This window comes from Catenovulum sp. 2E275, from assembly GCF_025515275.1.
In the GTDB taxonomy this organism is placed as follows: domain Bacteria; phylum Pseudomonadota; class Gammaproteobacteria; order Enterobacterales; family Alteromonadaceae; genus Catenovulum.
The window spans coordinates 210,415-236,082 of record NZ_JAOPFU010000003.1 but is presented as its reverse complement, the minus strand read 5'-3'; the positions used below and the strand labels follow the sequence as shown (position 1 = coordinate 236,082).

Sequence of the window (25,668 nt, the reverse complement as noted above, 5' to 3'; positions counted from 1 at the left end):
TTTCCCTGTTTAAAATTGTTTGATTGCCGCTTCTATTGCGGCAAAATCTAAATATTGTGCACAAGCGTCGGCTAGTTTGTCTAATGCATCTAATTGTTGTTTGCGGTAATCGAAAGCATCAGCTTGGTGCTGATTTAAATTAATTCCGCACCAGTTTGCCAGTTGGTTGATTACCTCTGGTGAATCCAACACCCCATGCAAATAACAACCAGCAATTTGATTAGTTTGTAAATCAATCAGCCCATCTTGGCTATCGCTTAATTCAAGTAACGGCCGATGTTCTGCGCTATTCGTCAATGGTGTCATAACTTGAGTTTGCCCGCAGTGAATTTCATAACCACTCACTTTGATGTTCTCGCCAGTTAAATTAAAAACGCCTGAATTTTGTTTAAGCTTTTTCTCTGTTTGTAATTCGGTAATCAGTGGTAAATAACCCAAACCTTGGCTGTTACCGGCTTTATCTTCAATTCCTAATGGATCGTTAATGCTTTGCCCTAACATTTGGTAACCGCCACAAATACCAAATAATTTGCCACCAAATCTTAAATGTTTGGCGATTTGCCGATCCCAACCTTGTTGTTTTATATAGGCTAAATCTGCACGGGTATTTTTACTTCCCGGTAAAATAATTAAATCACCGGCAGGCAAAGGTTTATTCGGTGGCGCATGAATCAGATTGATATTAGGATGCAATCTCAGCGCATCAAAATCTGTATGATTACTAATTCGTGGAACAACAGGAACAACTATCGTTAGCTCTGTTTTTTCAAGTTGCTGTTCGGTATGAATTGCATCTTCGGCGGCAATATCCAGCCCATGCAAATAAGGTAACACACCTAAAACCGGTTTATTGGTTTTTGCTTCTAACCAATCAAGGCCGGGTTTTAACAGAGCAATATCGCCTCTAAATTTATTGATCACAAAACCAATTACCCGATTTTGTTCTGACTCAGATAACAGGGCTAAAGTACCAACAATTTGCGCAAACACACCACCGCGGTCAATATCGGCCACTAAAATAACCGGACAATTCACTTTTTCGGCAAACCCCATATTGGCAATATCGCCTTCACGTAAATTAATTTCAGCCGGACTACCCGCGCCTTCTACCACGATCACATCAAAATTTTGTTCAAGCCTTTGATGTGATTCAATAACCGCATCCATCGCCACTTTTTTATAGTCATGGTAAGCTTTGGCCTGCATATTTGAGATAGCTTTGCCATGAATAATAACTTGAGCACCGGTGTCTGAACTGGGTTTTAATAATATCGGATTAAAATCGATTTGAGATTCAACCCCAGCAGCTAAAGCTTGTACCGCTTGTGCCCGACCAATCTCGCCGCCATCAGCTGTGACTGCACTATTTAATGCCATATTTTGAGGTTTAAACGGTGCAATTTTTAACTGTTTTTTTGCCAGCACCCGACAAATTCCAGCGACTAACATGCTTTTACCGGCGTCTGAGCTTGTGCCCTGCACCATAATTGTTTTATTTATCAAAACACATTCTAATCTGTTAACAAGCCAGCCGGTTTAGCGCCAATGCATTTAATAATTGGAGTAGACTTTTTATGTGAGCCAATTTCAATTTGGCTGATTGAGGCATAATCTACTTTTAACCGGCTAAACCAGTGTGCGTTTTTCCAGTCAATATCTAAAATACTGGCCAGAATAATTCGGATCACACCACCGTGGCAGACCAATAAATAGTGTTGCCCTTGGTTTTCTTGTTGAAGCTCATTCCAGATTGATTTTACCCGAATGCCAAACTGTTTTAAGCGCTCACCCTCTGGTGGCGTATTTTTGTATGGGTTGGCCCAAAATGCTTCGAGTTTATCCCAATGCTGGCGTAATCTGTCGTACGGAATTCCATCAAAACGGCCAAAATCCATTTCAGATAATCTGTGATCTAAATAAATGTCGTGATTATGCGATTCGCCATAAGCTTCGGCAAACATAGCGCAGCGCAATAAAGGCGAAGAATAAATTTTATCAATTGGCTCTGCTTTATCTAAAATTTCAACTGCGCTATACATATCTTTTAAGCCTTGATCGCTCAAAGCAACGTTAGTTTGACCATATAACGCAGGTCGTCCGGCTACTGAGCCGTGACGTAATAAGGTAAATCGAGACGGTTTTATTTGATTTGTCATTGTGGCTTTCCTTTTAATTGGAGTGGCAAGCCAGCTGCCATAAATACAACATCATGCGCAATTTGTGCCATGAGTTGGTTTAACCTGCCTGCTTCATCTACAAATTTTCGGCTAATTTCACCACTGGGAATAACCCCCAAGCCGACTTCGTTTGCGACTAATATTACATCACAGCTTAATGACAATAAAATGTGACTTAGCTGTTTAAAACAGGTTTCAAAATTCTGTGCTGGTTTTTCAAATAGCTGATTATTCAACCATAAAGTCAAACAGTCAATTAGTATTACTTTTTTATTTTGCGACACTTTTGTTAAATATTCAGTCAGTTCCAGCGGTACTTCGGCTAATTGCCAATGTGCTGGCCTGTCCTGCTGATGCTTTTTAATACGATCACTCATTTCATCATCAAATGCTTGCGCAGTCGCGATATTTAATACTTCGGCGGTTTGTTGTTTAGCCAAAGTAGCGGCTAATTTTGCCGCATAACCTGATTTTCCTGAACGCGCCCCGCCAATCACAAAATAAATCAAATTCAGATTTCCCTAAAACGAATCAATAGCAGGTTTATTGGCTAAGATTCAAACTCGCCAATAAAACCAAATAAATTAATAACTCAGCAATTTGCTGCGCAGCGCCTAAACAATCTCCGGTATAACCTTGTATTTGTCGCTGTAAATAGGCTTTAAAGCACCATCTAAACAGAATCATACAAATGATCACAGCAAATAATGGCTCAGTAGCCAACCAAAATATGGCCGGTAAAATGCTAACAATTAATATCATCAGCTCTGTTAAACTTTGTTGATTAGCAAGCGGCTTTGATTTGCTGGTTAAATCTTCACTTTGATATTGCATATCAAAAATCAAGCTGGCCGCAACTGTGCGTGAAAGTGCATAAGCAAAAGGTAAATAAAGCCAAATTGCATTGAGTTGGTAGTTTAATAATTCAGCCAACAATAAAAACTTTCCGGCTAATGCAAATATTAAAATGCTCGCACCGTAAGTCCCTAAACGGCTGTCTTTCATTATGTTAAGCTTTTTCTCTAGGGTATAACCGCCGCCAAACCCGTCAGCCATATCGGCTAAGCCATCCTCGTGAAAACAGCCGGTTAACAATAAGCTCGCAGCCATCGCCAACCAAAGACTAATTGCATCGCTAAAAACTAAATTTGCAATGCTAAAAACCAGCGCAACCAAACCACCTAAAATCCAGCCAACTAACGCAAAATATCGATTTGCCCGGCTTAAATTTTGTGCTGAAAAATCAATTGTAACAGGGCTTGGAATGCGGCTGAAAAAAGTGAGCGCAATCGCAAATAAGTTGATTTCCTGTTTAATTAATTTGAGCATAATGATTTTACTTAACTGAGTTTTGCTCAACCGGACTAATGCTGGCGCTGGCAAACGTGGCCATTTGGTTGTAAAACTCAGCCGCACTTTTTATTAAAGGCATAGCAAGCGCAGCGCCCGTACCTTCACCTAAACGTAAACCCAGTTGCAATAAAGGTTGTGCTGAAAAATAATCTAAAACTATCTGGTGCGCTTTTTCATCACTTTGATGCGCAAAAACAAAATATGCATTAATTGCCGGTTCGATTTGGCTGGCAATTAATGCCGCCACCGAGACAATAAAACCATCAACGACTATAGCTCGCCCACATTCAGCACTTTGCAACATAGCACCAACCATTTGCGCTATTTCAAATCCACCTAATTCAGCCAATATTTGTATTGGAGACAGTGATTGTTTGATTTGAGCTAATTCACTTAACTGATATTGATTTAAAACTCGGGTTAAAGCCTGTTCAATTAAAGCTTGTTTGTGCTTAAAGGTTAAATCACTAATACCTGTACCGCGCCCAACGGTTTGCTCAACCGGTAAAGCTAATATGGCCGATAATAAAGCGGATGCGGCGCTGGTATTGGCAATGCCCATTTCGCCAAATCCCAAAATATCAGCGCCTTCATTAATTTGTTGATTGGCTATTTCCGCGCCTTTTTTTAGCGCTTTCTGCACTTGAGTTTCACTCATTGCAGCTTGTTCCACAATATTTAGCGTACCAGCGGCAATCCATTGATTTATCAGTTGTTCTGATTGCAAATTAGGCGGAAATTTAACGCCGGCATCAATCACTTTTAAATCAATTTGATTGGCTCGACAAAAGCAATTAATGGCTGCGCCCCCATTGACAAAATTTGCAACCATTTGGCCGGTCACTTCTGCCGGAGCAATGCTTACGCCCTGCTCGGCAATGCCATGGTCAGCCGCAAAAATTAAAATCCGGCAATCCTGTGCTTTTATTGTATTTTGTTGGGCACAGGTATTGGTAATTAACGCCAGTTGCTTGGCGAGTATTTCCAATTGGCCTAATGAACCTAATGGTTTGGTTTTTTGATCAATGTGTTGCTGAATTGGTTCAGCATAAGTTTGATCGATTGGTTTTATTTGCCAATTCATAATCGACTCCGGTTTTTTATTATTCTTTTTAGTGCTTTTTAAGCATTAAAGTTAAAAAGAATATACTGCCCAAAATAGAAGTAATAATGCCTATTGGTAACTCTTGCCCGTTAACTAAAGTACGGGCAAGTACATCAACCCAAATTAAAAATATGCCACCCAATAAGCAACAGCCTATTATTAACCAAGCACTGGTTGATGAAAACCACTGTCGCACAATATGCGGGATCATTAAGCCAACAAAGCCAATGCCGCCACAATACGCCACTAAAGTTGCGGTTAACGCGGCACAAATTGCCAACATTAATAACCTTAATTTGTTAACTTGAATACCCATGCTTTGAGCGTTTTCATCGCCTAATAACAAAGCGTCTAAATGGCGGTGAAATAATAAAACCAAGCTAATACAAACAAAAATAACTGGGGTAATAATGGATAAATCTTGCATTTCAACACGAGCAAGTGATCCCATTAACCAAAACATCACTCGATTAGTTGCAAATGGATCGCCCATATAAAGTAAAAACTGGCTTAGCGCGCTGAGCATAAAAGACACAGCAACCCCAGCTAAAATTAACGACTCCACTCTGCGCGCTTTACTGCTAATACCAAATAACATCACAATAGAAATAGCCAATACCGCACCTAAAAATGCAGCCACGGGCAATGCAATAGCAATGTAATTAACAAACCAAATACTGGCGATACTTGCCCCCAAGCCAGCGCCCGCAACGACCCCAAATAAATAAGGTTCAGCCAATGGATTACGAGTTGTATTTTGTAAAATAGCCCCCGCAACGGCTAACCCTGCACCACATAAAATGGCGGCTAAAATTCTGGGTAAACGAATCTGCCAAACCAGAGTTTGCTCTAAATTATCGGTACATTGATTAAATATACAGGCAATAACCTGCTCAGCCGGTAACTGAGCTGCGCCAAATGTGAGTGAACTGAATAAGCTGACTACAAGCAGTACAAAACTAATCGCTAAAAACAGCCACTTTTGTTGATTTGACCAAATTTTCATTTAGCAGCCAGCCTTATTAATTTCAGCTTGTGTTACTGCCGCTGGCGTAAATTGCTTTGCTATATCAGACGCTGCAAAATAAACATGCTGCTTTTGATTTAACGGGTTTAGCCCTAACTCAACTGGTAGTTTAAAGACATCAGCAATTAATTTGGGCGTTAATACGGCTTGGGCTGTGCCACTTGCGATTAATTGGCCTTGATTCATCAATAAAATATGATCGGCATAATAACTGGCTAAATTTAAATCGTGCACTGTCATTAAAATGCAGACATTTAAACTACAAATAAAATTTAAAATTTGATGCTGGAAATGAATATCTAAATGATTGGTTGGTTCATCTAAAATCAATAATTTAGGTTTTTGCGCTAATGCTCTGGCAATTAATACCCTTTGCTGCTCACCACCAGATAACTGATTAAAGTGACGATCTCGTAAATGTTGAATTTCTAGCTGATTTAAAATTTGCTCTATAAATGTTTGCTGGCTGGGACTAATTTGACTAAATAAACTTAAATGCGGAATAAGCCCTAAACATACAATTTCATAGACACTTAACGCGAAATTAATCGGTAAATGCTGATTTACCACCGCAATTTGTTGGGCAAGCTGTTTGGCTGAATAACTTTTTATCGGCTTATTTAAAAACTCAACCTGACCAGAATATTGATTAATTTGCCCGTATAAACAACGTAACAAACTGGTTTTACCTGCTCCGTTAGGCCCAACAATTGCGTTAACTGATTGATCTTTTAATTCAAAACTAATTGAGTTTAAAATTGTTTTTTGCTCAGTTTGCCATGTTAGATTAGAAACAGATAACAAAGGGTTCATCCGGTATATTTAGTTGAGGTTAATAAAATTAAAGCCGGAAAATAAAAATAAACACACCGCCATTTATCATTCGATAAAACAGAATAGTAAATATAAAAGATGTATTCATTTTAAGTGTTTTCCCGCACTTAATGAATGTTTGGAATTAACGCCGGTATCTGACTTGCTAATTGTTAGCTTACAGTTGCGGGTACAGTTATGGATTTACACCATATTCCCGGAGATTTACCGGCGGCATTTTAACAGAATAGTGTTAAAAGCCAAGCAACACACCGGATTTATTAAAACCGTTGACTGACTTTTAAATAATGTTCGATAGGTTATTTAGGTACTTTGATACACTTTTGCTCTATGCGCTATTTTTACCACATTAATCACCAAAATTAAGCGTTTTAGCTTGCTGATGGCTTTGGTTAGCCAGTTCAATAATTTTAATAACATTAACGATATCTTGTGGGTTAACTGGTACTTCACCTTGCCCTTTAATTGCGCCAGCCATTAGATGGTAAAATGTTGGATATTGCCCGTCTAAAGTCACGACACTTTTTTGTGCATCGGCGCTAAATAATGAGCCAAAATCACCTTGAGCTTCTTTAGCATAAGCTTCATCTAGTGGTGACATACCTGCTTTTAATTGGTTTTCCTGCACATCCAAACCATATTTGATATAACTGGCTTTACTACCATCTAATCTGAATCTTTGATTTGGCGCAGCCGATAAAGCACTGGCGTGCAAAACAACTTCTAAATTGGGATAATGTAAAATAACGTGAGCAAAATCAGCAGTTTTAGCATTTTCACGCATCTCTAAAATACGCCCGGTCACCGCAGTTGGTAAACCAAATAAATGAAGCGCCTGATCAACTAAATGCGGTCCTAAGTCAAACCAAATGCCATTACCTAAGCCTCTTTCTTCACGCCAACGGGTTTCCACTACCGGACGAAAACGATCAAAATGAGATTCAAAATACGTTAAATCCCCCAGTTTTTTATCGGCTAGTAATTTTTTAACCGTTAAAAAATCACCATCCCAACGGCGGTTTTGGTAAATTGTTAATAACTTATTATGTTGATTAGCAATATCGACCAATTGCTGAGCTTCATCACTGGTATTCGCCATTGGTTTTTCAAGCACCACGTGCTTATTATGTTCAAGTGCCAGTTTGGTTAAACTAAAATGAACATGGTTAGGCGCGGTAATAATCACTAGCTCAATATTTGGGTCAAAAATTAAATCTTCGGCATTAGCATAACAAGTGACTCCGGCAAAAGCGGCTTGCACTTCATCCTGCTTTGAGCTGCTAATGGCAACTAACTGATAATCTGCCTGAGTGGTTATAAAAGGTAAATGAAACGCTTTTGCTGAATTACCAAAACCAATCACACCTACTTTAATTTTTGAGTTACTCATTGTTTTATCCTATTTAGGGTTAACTAATGTTGTTACTTAAATACTTTTAATACTTTAACTTAGATGCGTGTTTAAAACTGCCACGCTAAAATCCGGCTAACTTTTTGCCCTTGTCCCATTTCAATTACTTTGAGCTGACGAGCATTTAGCTGTTTCAATCTTTGCTTTAATTGAGGCAAACTATTTTTGTTTGAGACTAAAGTTGTAAACCACTTTACTTGAGAGGCAAATTCTACACTTTCGTTCACCATTTGAGTTAAAAACTGAGCTTCGCCACCGTCACACCATAGCTCAGCATCTTGCCCTGCAAAGTTACGTTTAGCCGTTAATTTGGTTGGCTGCTGGCCTTTTTTAAGTTTATTTTTATTCAGTTTTTGCTGTTTTAAACGGTTAACCGCACTAGCCTGCTGCGCCGAGGTATAAAAAGGTGGATTACACATGGTTGCAAAATAGGGTTTGCTGCCAATTACGCCATTGAATATAGACTGTTTATTCGGTTGTAAAATTAACTCTGTCTGTAAGTTATTTTGTTTGATATTTTGCTGAGCTTGCTCAAGTGCCGCGCGATTAATATCACTAGCGGTAAATTGCCAGCCATAAATGGCCTCTCCCAAAATTGGATATATACAATTAGCGCCAGTTCCTATATCCAGTATTTGCACATGCTTGCCGGTTGGCACTGTTTGCTCAGGTTCAGTTAAAGCCAATAAATCGGCCAGATAATGAATATAATCGGCACGCCCCGGAATCGGCGGACATAAATAGCCTTCATTGATTTGCCAAAAATGGATTTTATAAAAGTAGCTGAGCAAAGCTTTATTTAAATAAAACACCGCTTTGGCTCGCTGAAAATCAATGGTTAACTCCCCTTTGGGATTGGTTTTAACAAATTCAGCTAACGCAGGACAGCTTTCGATTAAAGCTTTAATCGGATACCTTGCATGATGGGCATTCCGAGGATGCAAAGTCTGTTTGTTTGCAGGTTTTACACTTGATAATTTTGATTTTTTCACAGATAACAGGACTTGATAAATTAAATTCAATCAGCTTAATTGACAAATATGGGTTATTGAAGCATTAGCTGCTTCAAATTAGTGTAACCTACTTGTAATTTGTTGTTTTTTCAATAAGAATGAAGACAAATCAGATATTAAAAAAACAAATTGGATTTTAGCTGATTTAATCAGCAACTCTAACATCTAAAGGGGCAGAAAATGTCAATTATTCGTAAAAGAAGCGCTCAGCACAAGCTTTATATTCCGGCTAATACCCGTGAAAACCAATACTTATTAGCTAAATTTGAATTAACCGACGAATTAGTCAAAGCATTTGCCGGTAGTGAAAATCCAGAAAACTACAAAGCCTGTTATGAAGGCATGGCAAAAGTATTTTTTGAAATTTGTGCCGAGTTTGGTTTAGAAAGCAGTCAATTTGTTGCTAACGATAAATTTATTCGCGTGCGTTATAGCCCTGAGCGATTAACCTCACAAACCGATCAACAAATTCTGTTTTTATACAGCCCTTGTTATCATTTTAATTCAAGCAGCTATTTTGACGAAACCAAACGTGCTAAAAAAATTAAATTGTTATTTTTAGCTAATGGTCGTGATATTCGTTCAAACTCCGCTCATTTCCACAAAAAGGTGGAAGATGCGATTTTAAAATTTGCGGCTCAAGCAAAAGTGAATGAAGGCTCAATCCGTATTTGTGATCATCAGCATTTAACATTTGACTTATTCGCTAAAGAAAAAGGCCATGATGGAACACAAGCACATAAGCTGCGCTCTATTCGTAACCGTTTTAAAGCAGATAATGTTGAAGTGCCAGAGATTATTGATGCACAAAACTATGCGGTTATTACTATGCCTATTACCCGCCGTATTAGAGAAATGGCTGATATTGACTCTACAGCCGAGGATTTATATAACCCATTATATACCATGATCTCTGAAGCCTTTATTAATAGCGCAAAAGAGCATAACCTAAGCAATGGATATATGTTAGCTAATGATTTAGTGCCTGTTGTTCGTAGCCAAGATGAAGAAAGTTTAAGTAAAGACGGAGAATTATTCCGTATAGGCTATAATCCCAAACAAGAAATTTGTGGTTATAACTGTAAATGGTCAGCTAAAAAATTAGTTGATAGTGTGCAGTTTGTTTTTGTTGCTGCAGAGGCAGATATGACTAATTACGGTTATGGTAAACATTTTAATCAAATTTTATCAGCCATGCGTGCAATGGCCGCTAAATTAGATTATGTCTATGATACTGAAGCAATGTCTGTGCGTTTACATCAACATATCGGTTTTTATAAATAATTACTTTCTTATTTATGATTATCCAGTTAAAAAAACCGCTTAAAAGCGGTTTTTTTAACTATAAATTTATTTAACTTGACGTATTTTATTTAAATAAAATTCAATATCTACTTTATCAATTTGGTTATCACTTAAATATTGTTTGGCATATTCTAGGTAAATACCGGAAGTTAAAAATAGTTCGAAAATATCCTTATCTACATGTTCGTCTAATACCATTTTATACAATATATCAATCGAGACACTTAAAGGCTTCGCTTTTTTATATGGGCGATCTGCGGCTGTTAATGCTTCAAATATGTCGGCTAAAACCAAAACCCGTTCAGGAATTGATAAATCATCTGCAGATAGCCTTCTAGGATACCCTGTACCTTTTAAAGTTTCATGATGGGTAGACGCATATCGCGGCACTTTTGCCAGCTCAGGAGGAAATGGCACTTGCTCTAACATTTTAATGGTACTGATAATATGCTCGTTTATTTTAAATCTGTCTTCGGCTGTTAATGTACCTCGTGTAATTGATAAATTATGTAGTTCACCTAAATTATATTTATATTCTGGCGGTAATAATTTAATACCAAGCTTTGGATCATACTCAATCTTTTTATCATGCTCGATTAAATGTTCTGGTTTATCCGCTAATAAAAACTCTATAACGGGTAATCTTTCAGTATCTTTCGCTGCCATCCTCAATTCTTCAACAGGTGAAATACCTATTTTGTCATCAAAGTGTCTTAGCCATGCTATTTGAGATAAAGTTTTTAAACGGCTAGTACTTTCTTGATCTAAAAATTCCCCACCTACATTGGTCTCAGCAATAAATGAAAAATCTTGGATAAGTTTAGTCTGCTGCTGTTTTAGTCTTTGTTGCAATTGGGATTGATTATTAGGGTGCTGCTGGAGAGCTTTATAATATTCAATTTCAGCATCTCGCCATAATACTTCAAATCTCATTCGAATTTCATGAATTCGATTATAAATAGTTTCAAGCTTAGTACCTTTATCTACTATATGTTCTGGTGTTGTGATTTTTCCGCAATCATGTAGCCATGCTGCGATACTAAACTCTCTAAGTTCATCTGGAGAATTAAACTTAAAATTTTTAAATGCAGTTAAATTTGAATCTGAAGCTGCTTTTGCCAACGAAATACCAAGTTTAGGCACTCTGTCGCAATGGCCTGCAGTATAGGGAGACTTATCATCAATAGCCTGTGCAATTAGTTGAATAAAAGATTCAATTAAAGCTTTTTGATCTTGTTCATGTTTCTCTACTGCTTTCCCCATTTTCCAAATAGATTTAGCTAAAGTTTCAATTTCTATAATACGGCTGCTTAGGGTAGTAATTTTATCAAAATGACGATTTTTAACTTTTTCTGTTTCTTCGGTGAGTCGTTTAATTGGCATTACGATTGGAGAAGCAAAATACCAAGAGACAGGTAAAAGGAAAAATAAGCAAAGAGCAGTTAATAAAATAGAATACAATATTTGTTGTCGACTTTGTTTGGTTACAGCATGTTTGGGTATCAAAAAAGCTAAATAGTCAGACTGTTGTTGATTTAAATCACCGTGAGTTAATTTAGCTAAATAAACATACGTAGCAACTTGATTTAATTCAACTAATATCATTTTTCCTAAGTTTTCCTCGTTTTTGGCTAATTCGAGTAGTTCAGGATGTGCAATTGTGCCAATTGTATTAGCTTGGGTCGATTCGGCTAACCATTTATCTATTAGCCATTGTTTGAATTCATCCGATAAACTCGCTAATCCTAAGTTTATAATATCAAGAACAGCTTGTTTTTCTGGTTGAACTAACAAGTGTAACGTTTGTGGAAATAAATCTTGAGGTAATTTATCTAATACATAATAATCAACCCCATTCAAATAATATTGTTTTGCTGTATAAATAAGAACTGCATAATTATCTAACCCTGCATCAACTTGGCGTAATGCAACGGCTTCTAGAACAGATTTAGTATCTTTAACTTCTACTATATTTATCCGTGGGTAGTGTTGTTTTATTAGAGGAATAACAGACCAACCTGCTGGGATAGCTAAAGTCTTATTGGTTAAATCTTTTAATTCCGTTGTATCTTTGCGACCTGCTGCTGTAACTATTGCAAATGGTAATTGCAATAAACTTTCGCTTAACCGGCCTTTTTGGTTATTTTGATAGGTCGGAAAAATAGGTTGAAGTATATCTAGCTCTTTATTGTCAAATTGAACTAAAAATTCACTCCAGTTATATCCATTAACAAATTTAAATTCTAGCCCAGTTATTAAAGCAATATGTTTTAATAAATCAACCGTATAACCTTTTGGTTCACCAGCGACACTAAAATCAATTGGAGCCCAATTAGTTTCATTTGAAATAGTTAATATCGGAAATTTTTTAATAGTCGCTTTTTGACTATCACTTAAGTTTATCATTGGGCTTTGAGGATAAGGCTGCGTTTTTTTTAACAAGGTTTTAGAGGCTATGAGTTCCCCACTTTCTTGAAACATAAAAAACTGAGTATCTGCACCTTGATGTATATTATTATTTTGAGCAACTAAAGCTTCTGAAATCGAAGATAAAACAATATCCAATCCAATGACCAAATTTGAGTTTTCTATTTTAAAAGAATATGTTTGCCCAGGTATTTGCTGGTTACTAAATAAATACGGGTTAGTTTTACTCACCCTGTCTGTTTGAGCATGTTTATACCAGCTTCTGGATTCCGGTTGATATTGACTTGGTTCAGATAAGCTCAACCTCAAATTAAAATATTTATCGTAATAATTACTCTGCTTAGTTCTGATACCATCTTTATCTGTAATTTTCACTATCAACCATTTATCCCTGTCGCTTAACTCTAATTCTGAATGTGCTGATAAGTTACTTTTTAAATTTACAATTTGATAAAAGTTACCTTGAGAATCTGCAAAGTATAAGGCGTAAAATAGTGATTCATTATCAAGAACCTGAGCGAATTGATGGCTTAAAATATAATCTATATCTAAATTTTGAGTTGTTTGTAAACTTTTATTCTGACTAACTAACTTAACAGAGTTTATTGCATTTTGATTTAATCTATTTAAATACTGGTTAGCATGGTAAGTCGTTAAATCATATTGATTTACTTGAGAGCTGACAGCCATCTTCTGACTGAAATAATATTGCAACCCAATTGCGATAAAAGCTGTTATCGAAGTTGCAATGATAAATACACTGACAAGAGTTAATCGAATGGAGAATTGGAGTTTAGATTTTACTTTCCTGAGCGAACTATTTAGCATTGCTTTCCTTGCTTCAAATATAGTTATTCTGTTTTCAAGTATAAATTAATTTATTTTTTATATCTAATAACTAATTATATTTTAAAACTTTTTCTCTTTCTTGTTGGTACTCTTCATAAGTCATATCGAACTGTGCAAAACATTTTTCTCGCTCAATATGATCGGTAATCAACTCACATTTGACCATACTTTTACCGGATTCTTGCATGCTTTGATAAGCCATTTTCTGAGAACAGGCACTTAATAAACTGGCTATAAATGCGATTAATATATTTGAATATAATTTCATTTGCTTTGCTTTGCTTTGCTTTCCATTCTTTTAAATTGATTTGATTTGGCGATGATTTTTCATGCTAAACTAATGCCCTGATTTTATATTTTAAGACAATTTTTATGCTTTGCCCTTGTCAATCTCAACTGACTTTTGAAACTTGCTGTGCGCCACTTATTCAACAACAGAAACATGCAGAAACTGCTGAGCAATTAATGCGCTCTCGTTATAGCGCTTACGCAACCCAAGCGGTTGATTATATTTATCAAACCCAGTTACCCGATAGCCGAAGCGATAATTTAAAAGCAGAAATTGCCGAATTCGCTAATAGTGTAAAATTTGTTGGTTTAACCGTATTAAACAGCCAACAAATGACAGAAAGTCAGGCGCAGGTAGAGTTTATTGCAAAATATATTGATACAGATAAATTAGTCTGTATGCAGGAAGTCTCAAATTTTTTAAAGCAGGATAACAGCTGGTTTTATGTTGATGGCAAGTTAAAAGTTGAACAACACAAAATCAATCGTAATCAGTTATGTGTATGCGGCTCTGGCAAAAAATTTAAGCGCTGCTGCGGATAAGTTTGAGAAGAGTGCGTGATTGAAGTTTTATTCAATCACGCATTTTTAAATATTAAGCGTTACGTAAAGCCTGAATGCGTTTGTCTAACGGTGGATGGCTGGCGAATAAACTAGCCAATTTACCGCCATTAATACCAAATGCCATCATAGAGCCTTCTAAACGGCTTTCTTGACTCATTTTTAAACGCTCAAGTGCTGCGATCATAGCTTGTTTATTTGTTAAATAAGCACCGCCGGCATCGGCTCTAAATTCACGTTTACGTGAGAACCAAGCTACGACCATGCTGGCTAAAATACCAAATAACATTTCAAGTACAAATACAATCGCAAAATAAGCAAAACCACCTAAGCCACTGCTTTGTTGATCATTACTGCGAGTTGCATTAGCAATAATGCCTGCCACGACACGCGCCAAGAAAATAACAAAAGTATTTACCACACCTTGAATTAAAGTTAGGGTGACCATGTCACCGTTGGCGATATGGCTAATCTCATGCCCAATAACCGCTTCGGCTTCATCTCGGGTCATATTATTTAATAAACCAGCACTCACCGCAACTAAGGCATTATTTTTATTGGCTCCGGTGGCAAATGCATTCATTTCTGGTGAATTGAAAATAGCAACTTCTGGCATACCAATATTAGCTTGTTTGGCATGACGGCGAACCGTTTCTACCAACCATTGCTCAGTGGAGTTGCTCGGCTGCTCTATTACAATTGCGCCAACCGATTTTTTAGCCATCCACTTTGACATCAGCAATGAGATAAATGAACCGCCAAAACCAAACACAGCAGCCATGATTAACAAACCGCCCATGCCACGCGTATTAATTCCAAATACAGAAAAGATAATACTAAGTGCTATGCTCAAAGTTAGCATAACGGCAATATTAGTAATTAAAAACAGTATAATTCTTTGCATATCCCACTCCAAATAATCAGCTGCAAACAAAGACATAATATGTCTAAATCAGTAAAAATCAATATCCTTAATCATAAATATTTTTACTGAAAGTTTTGTGTCAAAAGTTGAATAATTTTTCTCTCAACTCTGGTTCGCTGGTTGCCTGACTTAGCCAAATAGCAGCAAATGCATAAATCATTTTAGAGTCATTTAATTCGCCAATTAAACGATTATTATAATAAAATTGAGCAGTTAAATTTGGTGACGTTTCTGATGCATTTTTCACCATAAAAATCAGTTCATCCGCCTGTTTTAAATTAGGCCATATTTGAGTTAACTGATTTAGCCACGGGGTAAAGTCTATTTCAGTAAAGCTTAAGTGACGCCACTGTTTTTCTGTTTCCTTGACTAAGTCAACTTTATCTATATCCCTTAAATAATGAATCTTTAGTGCCAATTGTTGGCAGTGTTTAATGAGGGTTTGCATTTCAAGATAAACCTGCTGATCTGAAACCGACTTACCTTTTTGAGTGGCGTTTATATGCTGTTTTAATCCATTTCTTTGCTCGCAGTAAAATTCACTGTCGTAAACCTTCCACCATAAATAAGTAAGTCTGGCACTGCCAACTGGGGATTGTTGCTGCCACAATAATTCAGTGTGTTCGGCTTGTTGTGCTCTCGCAACTGGCAAGTTGATAACCAAACTCAAGTTTAAGATTAAGCCAAAACTGATACTCTGGAAAATACGACTTTGCAATATACGCATTGTTAATCACCCAGTTTAAAGATAGCGATACAACTAAACATCAAAACATTCAGGTTTAGTGACTAATACTTGAATGGTTGAAATACTGCGCTGTTTAAAACCAGCCTCACAATAACACAGGTAAAAGATCCACATATTAATAAATGCTTGATCGTAACCAAGTTGGCGAACGGCATTTAAATTATCTAAAAAGTTATCGCGCCAATCAGCCAATGTTTTAGCGTAATGAAAACCTATATCTTCAATATTGCGAATAACCATATCGGTGGATTGACTCACTTGTTTAGCGATTGCTTCAACAGAGGGTAAACATCCGCCGGGGAATATATATTTTTGAATGAAATCAACATGATTCATGTAATAATCATATCTTTGATCCGCAATTGTAATGGCTTGAATTAACATTGCACCATCAGGTTTTAATAAACTTGCGCATTTTTTAAAAAAGGCCGGATAATATTCAGCGCCAACAGCTTCTATCATTTCAACCGAAACTAACCTGTCATACTGACCTTCCAACTCACGATAATCGAGCATGATCACATTAACTTTATCTTCCAGCCCTGCTTTTATAACGGCCTGTTTTGCATAGTCAAACTGAGCTTTTGAAATAGTTGTAGTGGTGACTTTGCAGCCCGTATATTGCGCTGCAAAAATAGCCATACCGCCCCAGCCTGTGCCAATTTCTAATAAATGATGTGACTCATTTAAATCTAATCTGTCACAAATATGCTGGAGTTTATATTCAGCGGCTTGAGTTAAATCCGCTTCTGGTGTGGGATAAATCGCGCTCGAATACATCATTTTAGGGTCTAAAAACAACTTATACATTTCGTTGCCTAAATCATAATGCGCTGAAATATTGCGTTTTGAACCCGTTATATTATTTTTATTTAACCAATGTTTAAACTTTAGTGCGGGCTTAAACAAGCGATTAACGCCCTGCTCTATTTGGTCAGAAACCATTACATTGGCACAAAAGATTTGGATTGCTTGAGTTAAATCATCTGTGCTCCAGTAACCTTTTATATAAGCCTCTCCGGCACCAATACTGCCTCTGGCTAATACCATAGAGTAAAAATGCAAATGATGAACTTTAATATGGGCTGATAAACCACAAGCCTGAGCTGGATTCACATGAGTTGTACTTATTTCGTCTTGAATAACTAAATAACCCGTTTTAAGTTGAGTTAGCTTTTTTAATAAGACCTTACGGGCGAAACTGGCAAAAATTTGCTGATATTTGGCTAATTCTTGGTGCTTAGCACTTTGCTGAACCGGACTTAACTCGTTAGACGACATCACTAACTCCTTTATTTGAATTCTTGTTTATTGATGACATAACCATAAAACGGAGTACCTTTTAACCACAGTTTTAATGCCTGCCAATAAATTGAAGTTACTGTTTTTACGCACATTGCCGGAAAGTTGATCAATAATTGATTAAAATTTTTATTATTTAAATCCTGCCTTTTTAAATGAATACCAGCATGAAATATTTTTTCATTATCGCTATCTAATAAATTATCCAAATGTAAATCTAATTTATGATCAGGCAAACTGGTTCGCCAGCGGTACTTCATATCTAAATGATTAAATGGCGAAACGGTAAATTCTTTATGGCAAATATGGGATTGTTTAGGTTTAAAGGGCACTAAATAAAAATGACGTTCATTCCATGGGGTATTGCTCACCTGAGCTAAAATAGAAATTAATCTATCATCTTGAAATAAATAATAAAAATTGACCGGACTAAAATATAAACCTAAGGTTCGGATTTGCCCTAACATGCAAACTTTATTAATGTTTTCTGTTTCCCCTAATTCAATTGCTTTATTTATCACCTGCTGCTTGAGTGATGTATTGTCAGCTTGTTCCGGTAAATAATCAGCTTCAATAAAACTGGCAAAAGCCCATTTAGTGGTATTAAAGCGCTTTATTTGCTGGGTAATTTGAGTTATTTCATCTAAATCTAAATAGATAAAATAAATTGGATAGCTAAAACTATGCACTTTCGGTTTTAGCCGTTTGTGGTAAGTGGTACCTAAATATATTGCGCTGTTAAAGGGGTTAGCTATTGTCAAAATCAGTTACTCCTAACTGCCGGCAAATATCGAGCGCACTTTTAATCCCGTCTTCATGGAATCCGTTATACCAATACGCGCCACAAAAATAACTGTTATTTTTACCGTTAATTAAATCCCGCTGCTTTTGAGCTTTTATACTGGTTAAATCAAATACCGGGTGAGCATAAGTATATTGACCTAAAATTTTCGCCGGATCGATTTCATCGGTTTGGTTTAGTGTCACACAAAATGTTGTTTCACTCTGAATACCCTGCAAAATATTCATGTTATAAGTCAGAGTGGCGGCATCCGGTAAATTAGCTGACAGGTTGTAATTCCATGCAGCCCAAGCCGCTTTTCTTTTTGGTAATAATCGGGGATCGGTATGTAAAATTACCTGATTATCCGCATATCGAATATCACCTAATATTTGCGTTTCATCCTGACTTGGCGCAGCAAGCAAAGCAAGTGCTTGATCAGAGTGACATGCAAATACTACTTTATCAAACAGCTCTGGACCTTCATCCAAAATAATTTCTACCTGATTATTTTCTCTGACGACTTGTTTAATATTAGAATTTAACCGGATATCAACTTGTGTCATTTCAGCCATTAAAGCTTTAATGTATTGCTCTGAACCGCCGGATACAACAGACCACTGCGGCCGGTCTGCAATGTTTAATAAACCATGATTATTAAAAAACTGAAGGAAAAATCTCAGCGGAAAATCGCCCATTTTAGCCAATCCAGATGACCAAATGGCCGCCCCCATCGCTAAAATATAATTGGTGGCAAAATACTCAGAAAAATTAAACCGCTTTAAAAAAGCATCTAATGACGCATTTAAAATTTGTTCACTGTCGTTAATTTCTGCGGCTAATAATTGTTTACTGAGTTTATTAAACCGAACGATTTGATACAAAAAATGGTAAAACTTAGGATTGAATAAGTTAGATTTTTGCGCAAATAGCGTTGCTAATGTATGTCCGTTATATTCAAGTTTATCCTGCGAGTTAGTCACACTAAAACTCATAGTTGTTGGCTGATGAGCTACATTGAGTTTATCCAAAAATCGATTGAAATTAGGGTAAGTCCAGTCATTAAATACAATAAATCCGGTATCAATTGAATACTGTTTACCTTGATGCTCAATTTGTTTAGTTGCGGTATGACCACCTAGAGTTGGCGCTTTTTCAAATAAAGTCACCTGATAGTTTTTGGATAACTGCCATGCTGATACTAATCCTGAAATACCTGACCCGATAACGGCGATTTTCATTGAATTTACTCCATTTTTATAATTTTTGAGCCAGCTTATATTGCAGCTTTAATGGTATTGCCGCCAAAGAAGAGATAATAAAACTGAGCCGTTTAGGAAAACGAATTAATTTATCTTGATTATTAATGCCTTTTACAATTTGCAAAGCCGCTTGCTCTTGCGAAATTAAAAACGGCATATTGAATTTATTTTTATCTGTGAGTGGAGTTTTAACAAACCCCGGTTGAATCAACTGGACTAAAATATTGGGATAATCCACCTGTAAAGATTTAGCAAAATAAGCAACCGCTGCTTTTGAAGCGCCATAACCCTGTGCTTGCTGAAATGGAAAGTCAGACGCCATGCTGCCCATTAATGCCAATTGAGCATGCTCGCTTAAAAAAGGCATCACCAGTTCAACACTATAAAGCATACTGAAAAAATTGTGTTGCAGATTAAATTCAACCGTATCGGTTAAATTATCTTGCTGCTGGCGATCAAAGTAACGACAGGTTCCGGCATTTAAAATAACTAAATCCAGTTGCTGGGTATAAGATTTTAACTGTGTATTAAGCGCTAATACGGCTTGTCTGTCAGTTAAATCACAGCTTAATGTTTTACACCCTAATGCAGCTAACTCTGCCAGTTTTTGCTGGTTACGGCCAACCGCAATCACTTGATTATCGCTTTTTTGCGCTAAATAATACTGGCATAACGCCCAGCCAATCCCAGACGTTGCCCCTGTAATTAATATGCTTTGATAAGCCATTATAAACTCGCTGCTTTTTGCTTGATATAACGAGTTGTACTGCCAATAACGGGTAAATGATCAAAAATCATTTGAGTTAAATCAAAATAATCTCTGTGATAAATAATTAATCCCTGACGGGTTTTTAAATGCGAAATCCCCTGCACATTTATATGTTTACCCGATCCTATTTTTTTGTGCTGTAACTGCATTTGCCAGCTCAAATAAATAGTTTGGTTTACCTGATCAAACTCTAATAAGGTAAATTCGCAGCTAATGGTATTTTTATACATAGCAGCAAAATAAGCTTTCATATTTTCAATGCCATTGAGCCGGTGAATTGGATCAACAAACTCAATCTCTGGGTGATAAACTTGTTCTAACAAATCGACCGTATGGCTATTTAAACTTTGATAAACCTGCATAAAGTTTTCAATTAAAGGTGGTGGCGCAGCTTTTATTTGAGTCATCGTCTTAAACCTCCCTATACATTTGTAGTGTTATCTGGCGGGCAACTTTATGTTCAACTAAAGGTGCTGGATAATCTCCACCGGCTTTAATTTGTTTCAAAAATGCGTGCGGCTGGTGAATATATTTTTGTGGAACGGCTTCAAGTTCAGGACAATATTTTTTAATAAATAGTCCTTTAGGATCAAACCTTTCACTTTGAGTGGTAGGATTAAACACCCTAAAATAAGGTGCAGCATCATGCCCTGTTGAAGCGCTCCACTGCCAACCACCATTATTAGCGGCGTAGTCACCATCAATTAACTGGCGCATAAAATACTGCTCACCCCAACGCCAGTTAATTTGCAAATCTTTAACTAAAAAGCTGGCGGTGATCATCCGTAATCTATTATGCATCCATCCGGTTTGATTAAGCTGGCGCATCGCAGCATCCACAATCGGAAATCCAGTTTTGCCTTCACACCAAGCTTTAAATTGAGTTTTATCATTTTGCCAATTCAGGTTTTGATATTCAGATTTAACCGCAAACCCTTTGCTAATTTTTGGGTAAACGGCGGTTAAATGGCGATAAAACTCACGCCAAATTAATTCGCTCAGCCAAGTTGCACTACCGCTTTCAGCGCTAAAAACATCATCGCCCTGCTCGGCAATTAAGCGGTTAATCGCCTGTCGGGGGCTGATGCTGCCAACCGCTAAATAAGGCGATAAGCACGAAGTTGCGTCTAATAACGGAAAATCACGCTGTTTTTTATAATCCGCGACTTGTTCTTTACAAAAACGTCTTAAACGCTCCAGAATTTGAGATTCCTGACAAATAAAATAATCCTGCCAATTTGCAACTTGCTCTGACTGATAATCAAATACGGTTTTTATTTGTTCTAATTGACTGTCAATTTTGTCAGCTTGATGCAAAGCTAACTCAAGTTGCTGATATAACTTAGGGTACTTAGAAAAATCAGCTTGCTGCGGTTTGGGTTTAGCAAAACAAACTGGCATTTGCTGATGAAAAGCATTCAGCCATTGTTTTTTAAAAGCGGTAAATACCTTGTAATAATCACCATCGGCTTTGGTTATTTGGTTAGGGGCAAAAATTAAATTATCATGGTAGCCATATAATTTAATATTCAGTTTATCTAACTGTTGCTGACATAAGCTGTCTCTTTGCTGCTCATTTAACTCATAATCATGGCAAATATGTACCGCGTTCACTGGATACTGCTGACAACAATCAGTGATAACTTCGACTGATTGTTGATAATTATCAACCGTTTGTATGATTAACGGAATGTTTAACTTAGCCAGTTTTTTGGCTAAATCGACCACCCGCTGATAAATAAAATCCCGTTTAATACTGGCCATATCATGTTGCTGCCATTGTGATTCTGTCGCCACAAAAATGCCAACAACGGGTTCTGCTGTATTCAGCGCGTGGTGTAAACCTGCATGATCTAAACTGCGTAAATCGTTTCTAAACCAAATTAATTGCATTATCCATTTAACCTCATTATCCGTTTACCCATTTAATCCCATTTCTAAGGGATAAGGATTAAAATAGGTTTGTTGTGCCAAATATTCATTTGGATGAAGTTTTAAAAAGTGTTTGATTAAAGTTAAAGGCGCCAATAGAGGCACTAATCCTTGCCGGTAATGTAAAATTAAATGGTTCAGTTCTTGTTTATCCTGTGCGCTAATATCTCGCTTAAAATATCCCTGTAAATGCATTAAAACATTACAGTGCTTTTTACGACCAGCTATGTTTTTAAGTGATTGCATGAGCTGACTAAAATACATTTGCTTTAATGTGTCAAAATCCAACTTTTGCTGATTAGCAACCAACTTGCCCAAGTTTTTATAAGCCTGATAACTATGAGCCATAATTTGATATTTATGATTGCTGTGAAACGCGATTAAATCTTTAATTTGATCACTTTGTGCGACTGTTTGATGCCAGTTTGCATGAACAAAAATTCTTGATATAAAATTTTCTCTAAGCGCTGCATCATTTAATCTGCCATCTTCTTCAACCGGTAAGTTTGGATGCATCTGCATCAGTGTTTTAGCAAATAACCCAACCCCTTTGCGGTGTTGTAAGTTACCTTCCTCATCATATACTTTCATCCGCTCCATGCCACAGCTTGGTGATTTAGAGGTTAAAATAAATCCATTTAAATGAGTTAGTTGGCTACATTGGCGGGTTGAAAATTCGAGCATTTTGTCAGTGTAATCTAATTGATTATCGCGGCTATCTAATAATTTAACGTCACCTTGAGTTTCAACTAAACGAATAGGTTTTCTGGGTACCGACATGCCAATGCCAACTTCAGGGCAAACTGGCTTAAAATTCACATATTGAGATAAGGTCTGATTGGCAAAGGTTAACGCTTTATGTCCACCATCAAATCTAACTTTTTCACCTAACAGGCAAGCACTAATACCAATATTCAGTTTTTGTGTATTTGTCATGTTTAAACCTATCATTTTTAACGCATATTTTAGTAAACGAGAAAAAATCCTTAGTGGATCAATTTTAGATAGGATTTTGTAAGAAATGGAAATAAGAGAGGAAATAACAAAAGTATTAAAGGTTTATCCGAGTAAACCTTTAATACTTATAATTTAAAAATCACCAGTATTCTACATGCTCATTTAAATTTTTAGCTGGTTTTATCGGTACATCTTTACTGGGCGTACCTATATATAAATAACCAACAATTTGATCTTCGCCTTTTAATTTAAATTGCTTGCGTACGTGCTGATGATAAGCAAAATCACCGGTTCGCCAAATCCCTTGAAAACCTTGCGCAACGGCCGCCATTTGCATTGCATGCACCGCACAGCCAGCGGTAATTATTTGTTCAGAAACGGGGATTTTATGATCTTCCGTCACGTTGGCAATTACAGCAATAATTAATGGTGCTCTAAGCGGCATATTTTTCGCTTTTTCAATTTTTTCGCAAGGCGCATCATCTAACTCTGCGGCTTCGGCAAAAATTTCACCAAGATCATTTAATGCTTCATTCTGAAATACAATAAATCTAAATGGTGTTAATGAACCATGATCCGGTGCTCGCATGCCTGCTTTTAAAATATTATCCAAAGCATCTTGTGATGGTGCCGGTGCTGTTAACTGGTTAAATGAGCTACGATTTAATAAAAGTTCTAATGCTTGCATTAATCTTCCTTATTATTTTGTGTGGCTACACTAAAAAGCTGCCGTCTTGGTTGTCATCATCCTGACTCGGCGGGAGTTCAAATCTGGCTTTATGCTGAAAAATATCCTCATACATTGCAAATAAAGTACAGTGCATCACAGGTAATAAAATCAGTAAACCTAACCCCATAGGAATAACCGCAATCACCATAGCAAATAATAAAACCAGACTAAATACAGTTAATGATAACGCATTCTTAAAACAGCCATTAAATGACATTTTAAATGCTTCCAGCACTGACATTTTGTCAAATATAATCAGCGCTGGTGCAAATGCAATCCCCATCATAACAGGTAAATAAATCACCAAAGCGATACCTAAAAATGAAAAGACTTGATTAGGCTGAATCGTTTCGATTGAGCTGCCCCCAGTGACCGACATCGCAACCCATGACGCAATAGCCGCGCCAACAAAGTTAATCGCAAACAGCCTGAGTAAAGCAACAAAGTGTTTTTTTACTGGCTCAAAAAAAGCTGCTGGTTCAAACCTTTGAGTTAATTTTACAACGCTGGCTAATACAAAAAAACCCGGCATTAATAAACTAACCACTAACTCACCAAACACAGGAATAACCGCTAACGAAAAGGCAATAACATAAACAATCAGCGTTAAAATAACCCACTGAAATTTAAATTTTTCAAATATAGAAAAACCTTGGCTAAACCAATTAAAAGCGGCTTTAGCTGGTCTGGTAGTTGGAATAATTCTTGGTGTTTTGGATGGTTCAATATCTGACATTAACTTCTCTATAAATATTTAATTATCTTCATCACGAACAAATTGAATTTGTTCAAATCCCATTCGTTTAAACTCTGTTTCACGGTAATTTTTGGCAGCAGCCCCCTGCTTAGGAAAACTTTTTAATTGCTCTTCCATTTGTAAAAAACGGGTTAGATCAACCCCTTCCGCCGCTGCCACAGCTTCGTGTTTATCTCTGAATCTGTCATAAGAAAATTGAATTTCTTTAAATTGACCTTTAAAAATGTAACTGACTTTTCGTGCCATACTAAACCTCTTTAATAATTGACCTATTATCAAAAAATTAAGTTCAATAAGCCAGTTTTTTATCAATTAGCAATTGGGCTAAGCGGTTATTTTAGCTAAAATAGCCGCTTTATCAGATGAATAAGGGTTCAACATGCTTGATTATGCCCCACAAGCAAACTGTTTAGATAACAAAGTGATATTAGTCACTGGCGCTGGAGATGGTATTGGCAAAGCTGCGGCGATCAGTTATGCAACGCATGGTGCAGAAGTGATTTTGTTAGGAAAAACAACCGAAAAATTAGAAAAAGTATACGACGAAATTGTCGCGCTAGGCGCTAAAGAACCAGCAATAGTGCCATTAGATATGCAAGGGGCAACCAAACAGCATTATTTAGGCATGGCACAAACCATTGAAGATATGTTTGGCCGTTTAGACGGATTACTTCACAATGCCTCTCAGTTGGGCACTATTATGCCATTTGAGCAATGGCCACAAGAAAAATTTGAAAAGGTCATGCAAGTTAATGTTAATGCTCAATTTATGATGACACAGGCATTATTACCTTTATTAAAAAAATCGGCTTGCGGTTCAGTTATTTTTACGTCTTCATCGGTAGGACGCAAAGGCCGTGCATTTTGGGGCGGTTATGCCATCTCTAAATTTGCAACCGAAGGCATGATGCAAGTATTGGCAGATGAGTTTGACAATACCGCGATGCGTTTTAATTGTATTAACCCAGGCGCAACAGCAACAAAAATGCGGGCTGTTGCTTATCCGGCAGAAGATCCGTCTTCGATTGCTCAACCGGCAGATATTATGCCAGTTTATCTCTACCTAATGGATGATGTCAGTCAATCAGTTAGTGGGCAAAGTTTGAATGCTCAACAAAATTAAATAGCAGTTTACTAAGTACGGATATTGATAGC

Annotated in this window: 26 protein-coding genes and 1 riboswitch; of the genes, 3 read left to right on the top strand and 23 right to left on the bottom strand. The window is 36.9% G+C overall.

Features of this window, described 5'->3' with window-relative positions; genetic code table 11:
• Positions 1-9: 9 nt before the first annotated feature.
• The 9 genes from N7931_RS03300 to rlmF form a co-directional block, all read right to left on the bottom strand.
• The gene (locus N7931_RS03300) at positions 10-1,485 is read right to left on the bottom strand and encodes a cobyric acid synthase (protein ID WP_262791934.1); all 1,476 of its coding nucleotides are present in this window, start codon (positions 1,483-1,485) and stop codon (positions 10-12) included.
• Positions 1,486-1,511: 26 nt separating this feature from the next.
• Positions 1,512-2,156, bottom strand: coding sequence for a histidine phosphatase family protein (locus tag N7931_RS03295; RefSeq protein WP_262791906.1), 645 nt, complete (start codon positions 2,154-2,156; stop codon positions 1,512-1,514).
• The gene (cobU, locus tag N7931_RS03290) at positions 2,153-2,686 is read right to left on the bottom strand and encodes a bifunctional adenosylcobinamide kinase/adenosylcobinamide-phosphate guanylyltransferase (protein WP_262791904.1); all 534 of its coding nucleotides are present in this window, start codon (positions 2,684-2,686) and stop codon (positions 2,153-2,155) included. Before cobU ends, N7931_RS03295 begins: the two co-directional genes overlap by 4 nt.
• A 34-nt stretch (positions 2,687-2,720) precedes the next feature.
• Positions 2,721-3,506, bottom strand: coding sequence for an adenosylcobinamide-GDP ribazoletransferase (locus N7931_RS03285; RefSeq protein WP_262791903.1), 786 nt, complete (start codon positions 3,504-3,506; stop codon positions 2,721-2,723).
• Between the two features lie 7 nt (positions 3,507-3,513).
• Entirely contained in the window at positions 3,514-4,614 is a 1,101-nt protein-coding gene (cobT, locus tag N7931_RS03280) for a nicotinate-nucleotide--dimethylbenzimidazole phosphoribosyltransferase (RefSeq protein WP_262791902.1), read from the bottom strand.
• 28 nt (positions 4,615-4,642) lie between these two features.
• Entirely contained in the window at positions 4,643-5,641 is a 999-nt protein-coding gene (locus tag N7931_RS03275) for a FecCD family ABC transporter permease (RefSeq protein WP_262791901.1), read from the bottom strand.
• The gene (locus tag N7931_RS03270) at positions 5,642-6,466 is read right to left on the bottom strand and encodes an ABC transporter ATP-binding protein (RefSeq protein WP_262791900.1); all 825 of its coding nucleotides are present in this window, start codon (positions 6,464-6,466) and stop codon (positions 5,642-5,644) included.
• A 140-nt stretch (positions 6,467-6,606) separates the two neighbouring features.
• A riboswitch (cobalamin riboswitch) is annotated at positions 6,607-6,740 on the bottom strand.
• A gap of 105 nt (positions 6,741-6,845) precedes the next feature.
• Positions 6,846-7,886 carry an oxidoreductase gene (locus N7931_RS03265; protein ID WP_262791899.1) on the bottom strand — a complete coding sequence of 347 codons (1,041 nt, stop codon included), beginning with the start codon at positions 7,884-7,886 and terminating at the stop codon, positions 6,846-6,848.
• Positions 7,887-7,957: 71 nt separating this feature from the next.
• Positions 7,958-8,899 carry a 23S rRNA (adenine(1618)-N(6))-methyltransferase RlmF gene (gene rlmF, locus N7931_RS03260; RefSeq protein ID WP_262791898.1) on the bottom strand — a complete coding sequence of 314 codons (942 nt, stop codon included), beginning with the start codon at positions 8,897-8,899 and terminating at the stop codon, positions 7,958-7,960.
• Positions 8,900-9,100: 201 nt separating this feature from the next.
• Between rlmF and N7931_RS03255 the strand changes: the two genes are divergently transcribed.
• Entirely contained in the window at positions 9,101-10,204 is a 1,104-nt protein-coding gene (locus N7931_RS03255; protein WP_262791897.1) for a DUF3083 family protein, read from the top strand.
• A 66-nt stretch (positions 10,205-10,270) separates the two neighbouring features.
• Here N7931_RS03255 and N7931_RS03250 read toward each other — a convergent pair whose 3' ends face one another.
• Entirely contained in the window at positions 10,271-13,342 is a 3,072-nt protein-coding gene (locus N7931_RS03250) for an HD domain-containing phosphohydrolase (RefSeq protein WP_262791896.1), read from the bottom strand.
• Positions 13,343-13,550: 208 nt separating this feature from the next.
• A complete protein-coding gene (locus N7931_RS03245) occupies positions 13,551-13,769 on the bottom strand; it encodes a hypothetical protein (protein ID WP_262791894.1) in 219 nt (72 codons plus the stop codon).
• A 104-nt stretch (positions 13,770-13,873) separates the two neighbouring features.
• Between N7931_RS03245 and N7931_RS03240 the strand changes: the two genes are divergently transcribed.
• Positions 13,874-14,332, top strand: coding sequence for a YchJ family protein (locus tag N7931_RS03240; RefSeq protein WP_262791893.1), 459 nt, complete (start codon positions 13,874-13,876; stop codon positions 14,330-14,332).
• A gap of 52 nt (positions 14,333-14,384) precedes the next feature.
• Here the strand turns inward: N7931_RS03240 and htpX are convergent, their stop codons facing one another.
• From htpX to N7931_RS03180, 12 genes are all read right to left on the bottom strand, one after another.
• Entirely contained in the window at positions 14,385-15,254 is an 870-nt protein-coding gene (gene htpX, locus N7931_RS03235; RefSeq protein WP_262791891.1) for a protease HtpX, read from the bottom strand.
• Positions 15,255-15,354: 100 nt separating this feature from the next.
• Positions 15,355-16,002: a hypothetical protein gene (locus N7931_RS03230; RefSeq protein WP_262791890.1), complete on the bottom strand. Its 648-nt coding sequence runs from the start codon at positions 16,000-16,002 to the stop codon at positions 15,355-15,357.
• A 33-nt stretch (positions 16,003-16,035) separates the two neighbouring features.
• Complete coding sequence (locus N7931_RS03225; RefSeq protein ID WP_262791889.1) at positions 16,036-17,304, bottom strand: SAM-dependent methyltransferase; 1,269 nt, start codon at positions 17,302-17,304, stop codon at positions 16,036-16,038.
• A gap of 11 nt (positions 17,305-17,315) precedes the next feature.
• Positions 17,316-18,086 (bottom strand): DUF1365 domain-containing protein, encoded by a 771-nt coding sequence (locus N7931_RS03220; protein WP_262791887.1) that lies wholly within the window; start codon positions 18,084-18,086, stop codon positions 17,316-17,318.
• Positions 18,073-19,347: an NAD(P)/FAD-dependent oxidoreductase gene (locus N7931_RS03215; protein ID WP_262791885.1), complete on the bottom strand. Its 1,275-nt coding sequence runs from the start codon at positions 19,345-19,347 to the stop codon at positions 18,073-18,075. The genes N7931_RS03220 and N7931_RS03215 overlap by 14 nt, the downstream gene beginning before the upstream one ends.
• 16 nt (positions 19,348-19,363) lie before the next feature.
• Positions 19,364-20,095, bottom strand: coding sequence for an SDR family NAD(P)-dependent oxidoreductase (locus N7931_RS03210; RefSeq protein WP_262791883.1), 732 nt, complete (start codon positions 20,093-20,095; stop codon positions 19,364-19,366).
• The gene (locus N7931_RS03205) at positions 20,095-20,544 is read right to left on the bottom strand and encodes a nuclear transport factor 2 family protein (protein WP_262791882.1); all 450 of its coding nucleotides are present in this window, start codon (positions 20,542-20,544) and stop codon (positions 20,095-20,097) included. Before N7931_RS03205 ends, N7931_RS03210 begins: the two co-directional genes overlap by 1 nt.
• A gap of 4 nt (positions 20,545-20,548) precedes the next feature.
• The gene (locus tag N7931_RS03200) at positions 20,549-22,030 is read right to left on the bottom strand and encodes a cryptochrome/photolyase family protein (RefSeq protein ID WP_262791880.1); all 1,482 of its coding nucleotides are present in this window, start codon (positions 22,028-22,030) and stop codon (positions 20,549-20,551) included.
• 24 nt (positions 22,031-22,054) lie between these two features.
• Complete coding sequence (locus N7931_RS03195) at positions 22,055-23,005, bottom strand: YbgA family protein (protein ID WP_262791878.1); 951 nt, start codon at positions 23,003-23,005, stop codon at positions 22,055-22,057.
• Between the two features lie 160 nt (positions 23,006-23,165).
• The gene (locus tag N7931_RS03190) at positions 23,166-23,714 is read right to left on the bottom strand and encodes an NAD(P)H nitroreductase (RefSeq protein ID WP_262791876.1); all 549 of its coding nucleotides are present in this window, start codon (positions 23,712-23,714) and stop codon (positions 23,166-23,168) included.
• 25 nt (positions 23,715-23,739) lie between these two features.
• Complete coding sequence (locus N7931_RS03185; RefSeq protein WP_262791875.1) at positions 23,740-24,492, bottom strand: BPSS1780 family membrane protein; 753 nt, start codon at positions 24,490-24,492, stop codon at positions 23,740-23,742.
• 18 nt (positions 24,493-24,510) lie between these two features.
• On the bottom strand, positions 24,511-24,759 hold the full coding sequence (locus N7931_RS03180; RefSeq protein WP_262791873.1) for a DUF2960 domain-containing protein: 249 nt from the start codon (positions 24,757-24,759) through the stop codon (positions 24,511-24,513).
• Between the two features lie 133 nt (positions 24,760-24,892).
• Between N7931_RS03180 and N7931_RS03175 the strand changes: the two genes are divergently transcribed.
• Positions 24,893-25,636: a YciK family oxidoreductase gene (locus N7931_RS03175; RefSeq protein WP_262791872.1), complete on the top strand. Its 744-nt coding sequence runs from the start codon at positions 24,893-24,895 to the stop codon at positions 25,634-25,636.
• Positions 25,637-25,668 lie beyond the last annotated feature (32 nt).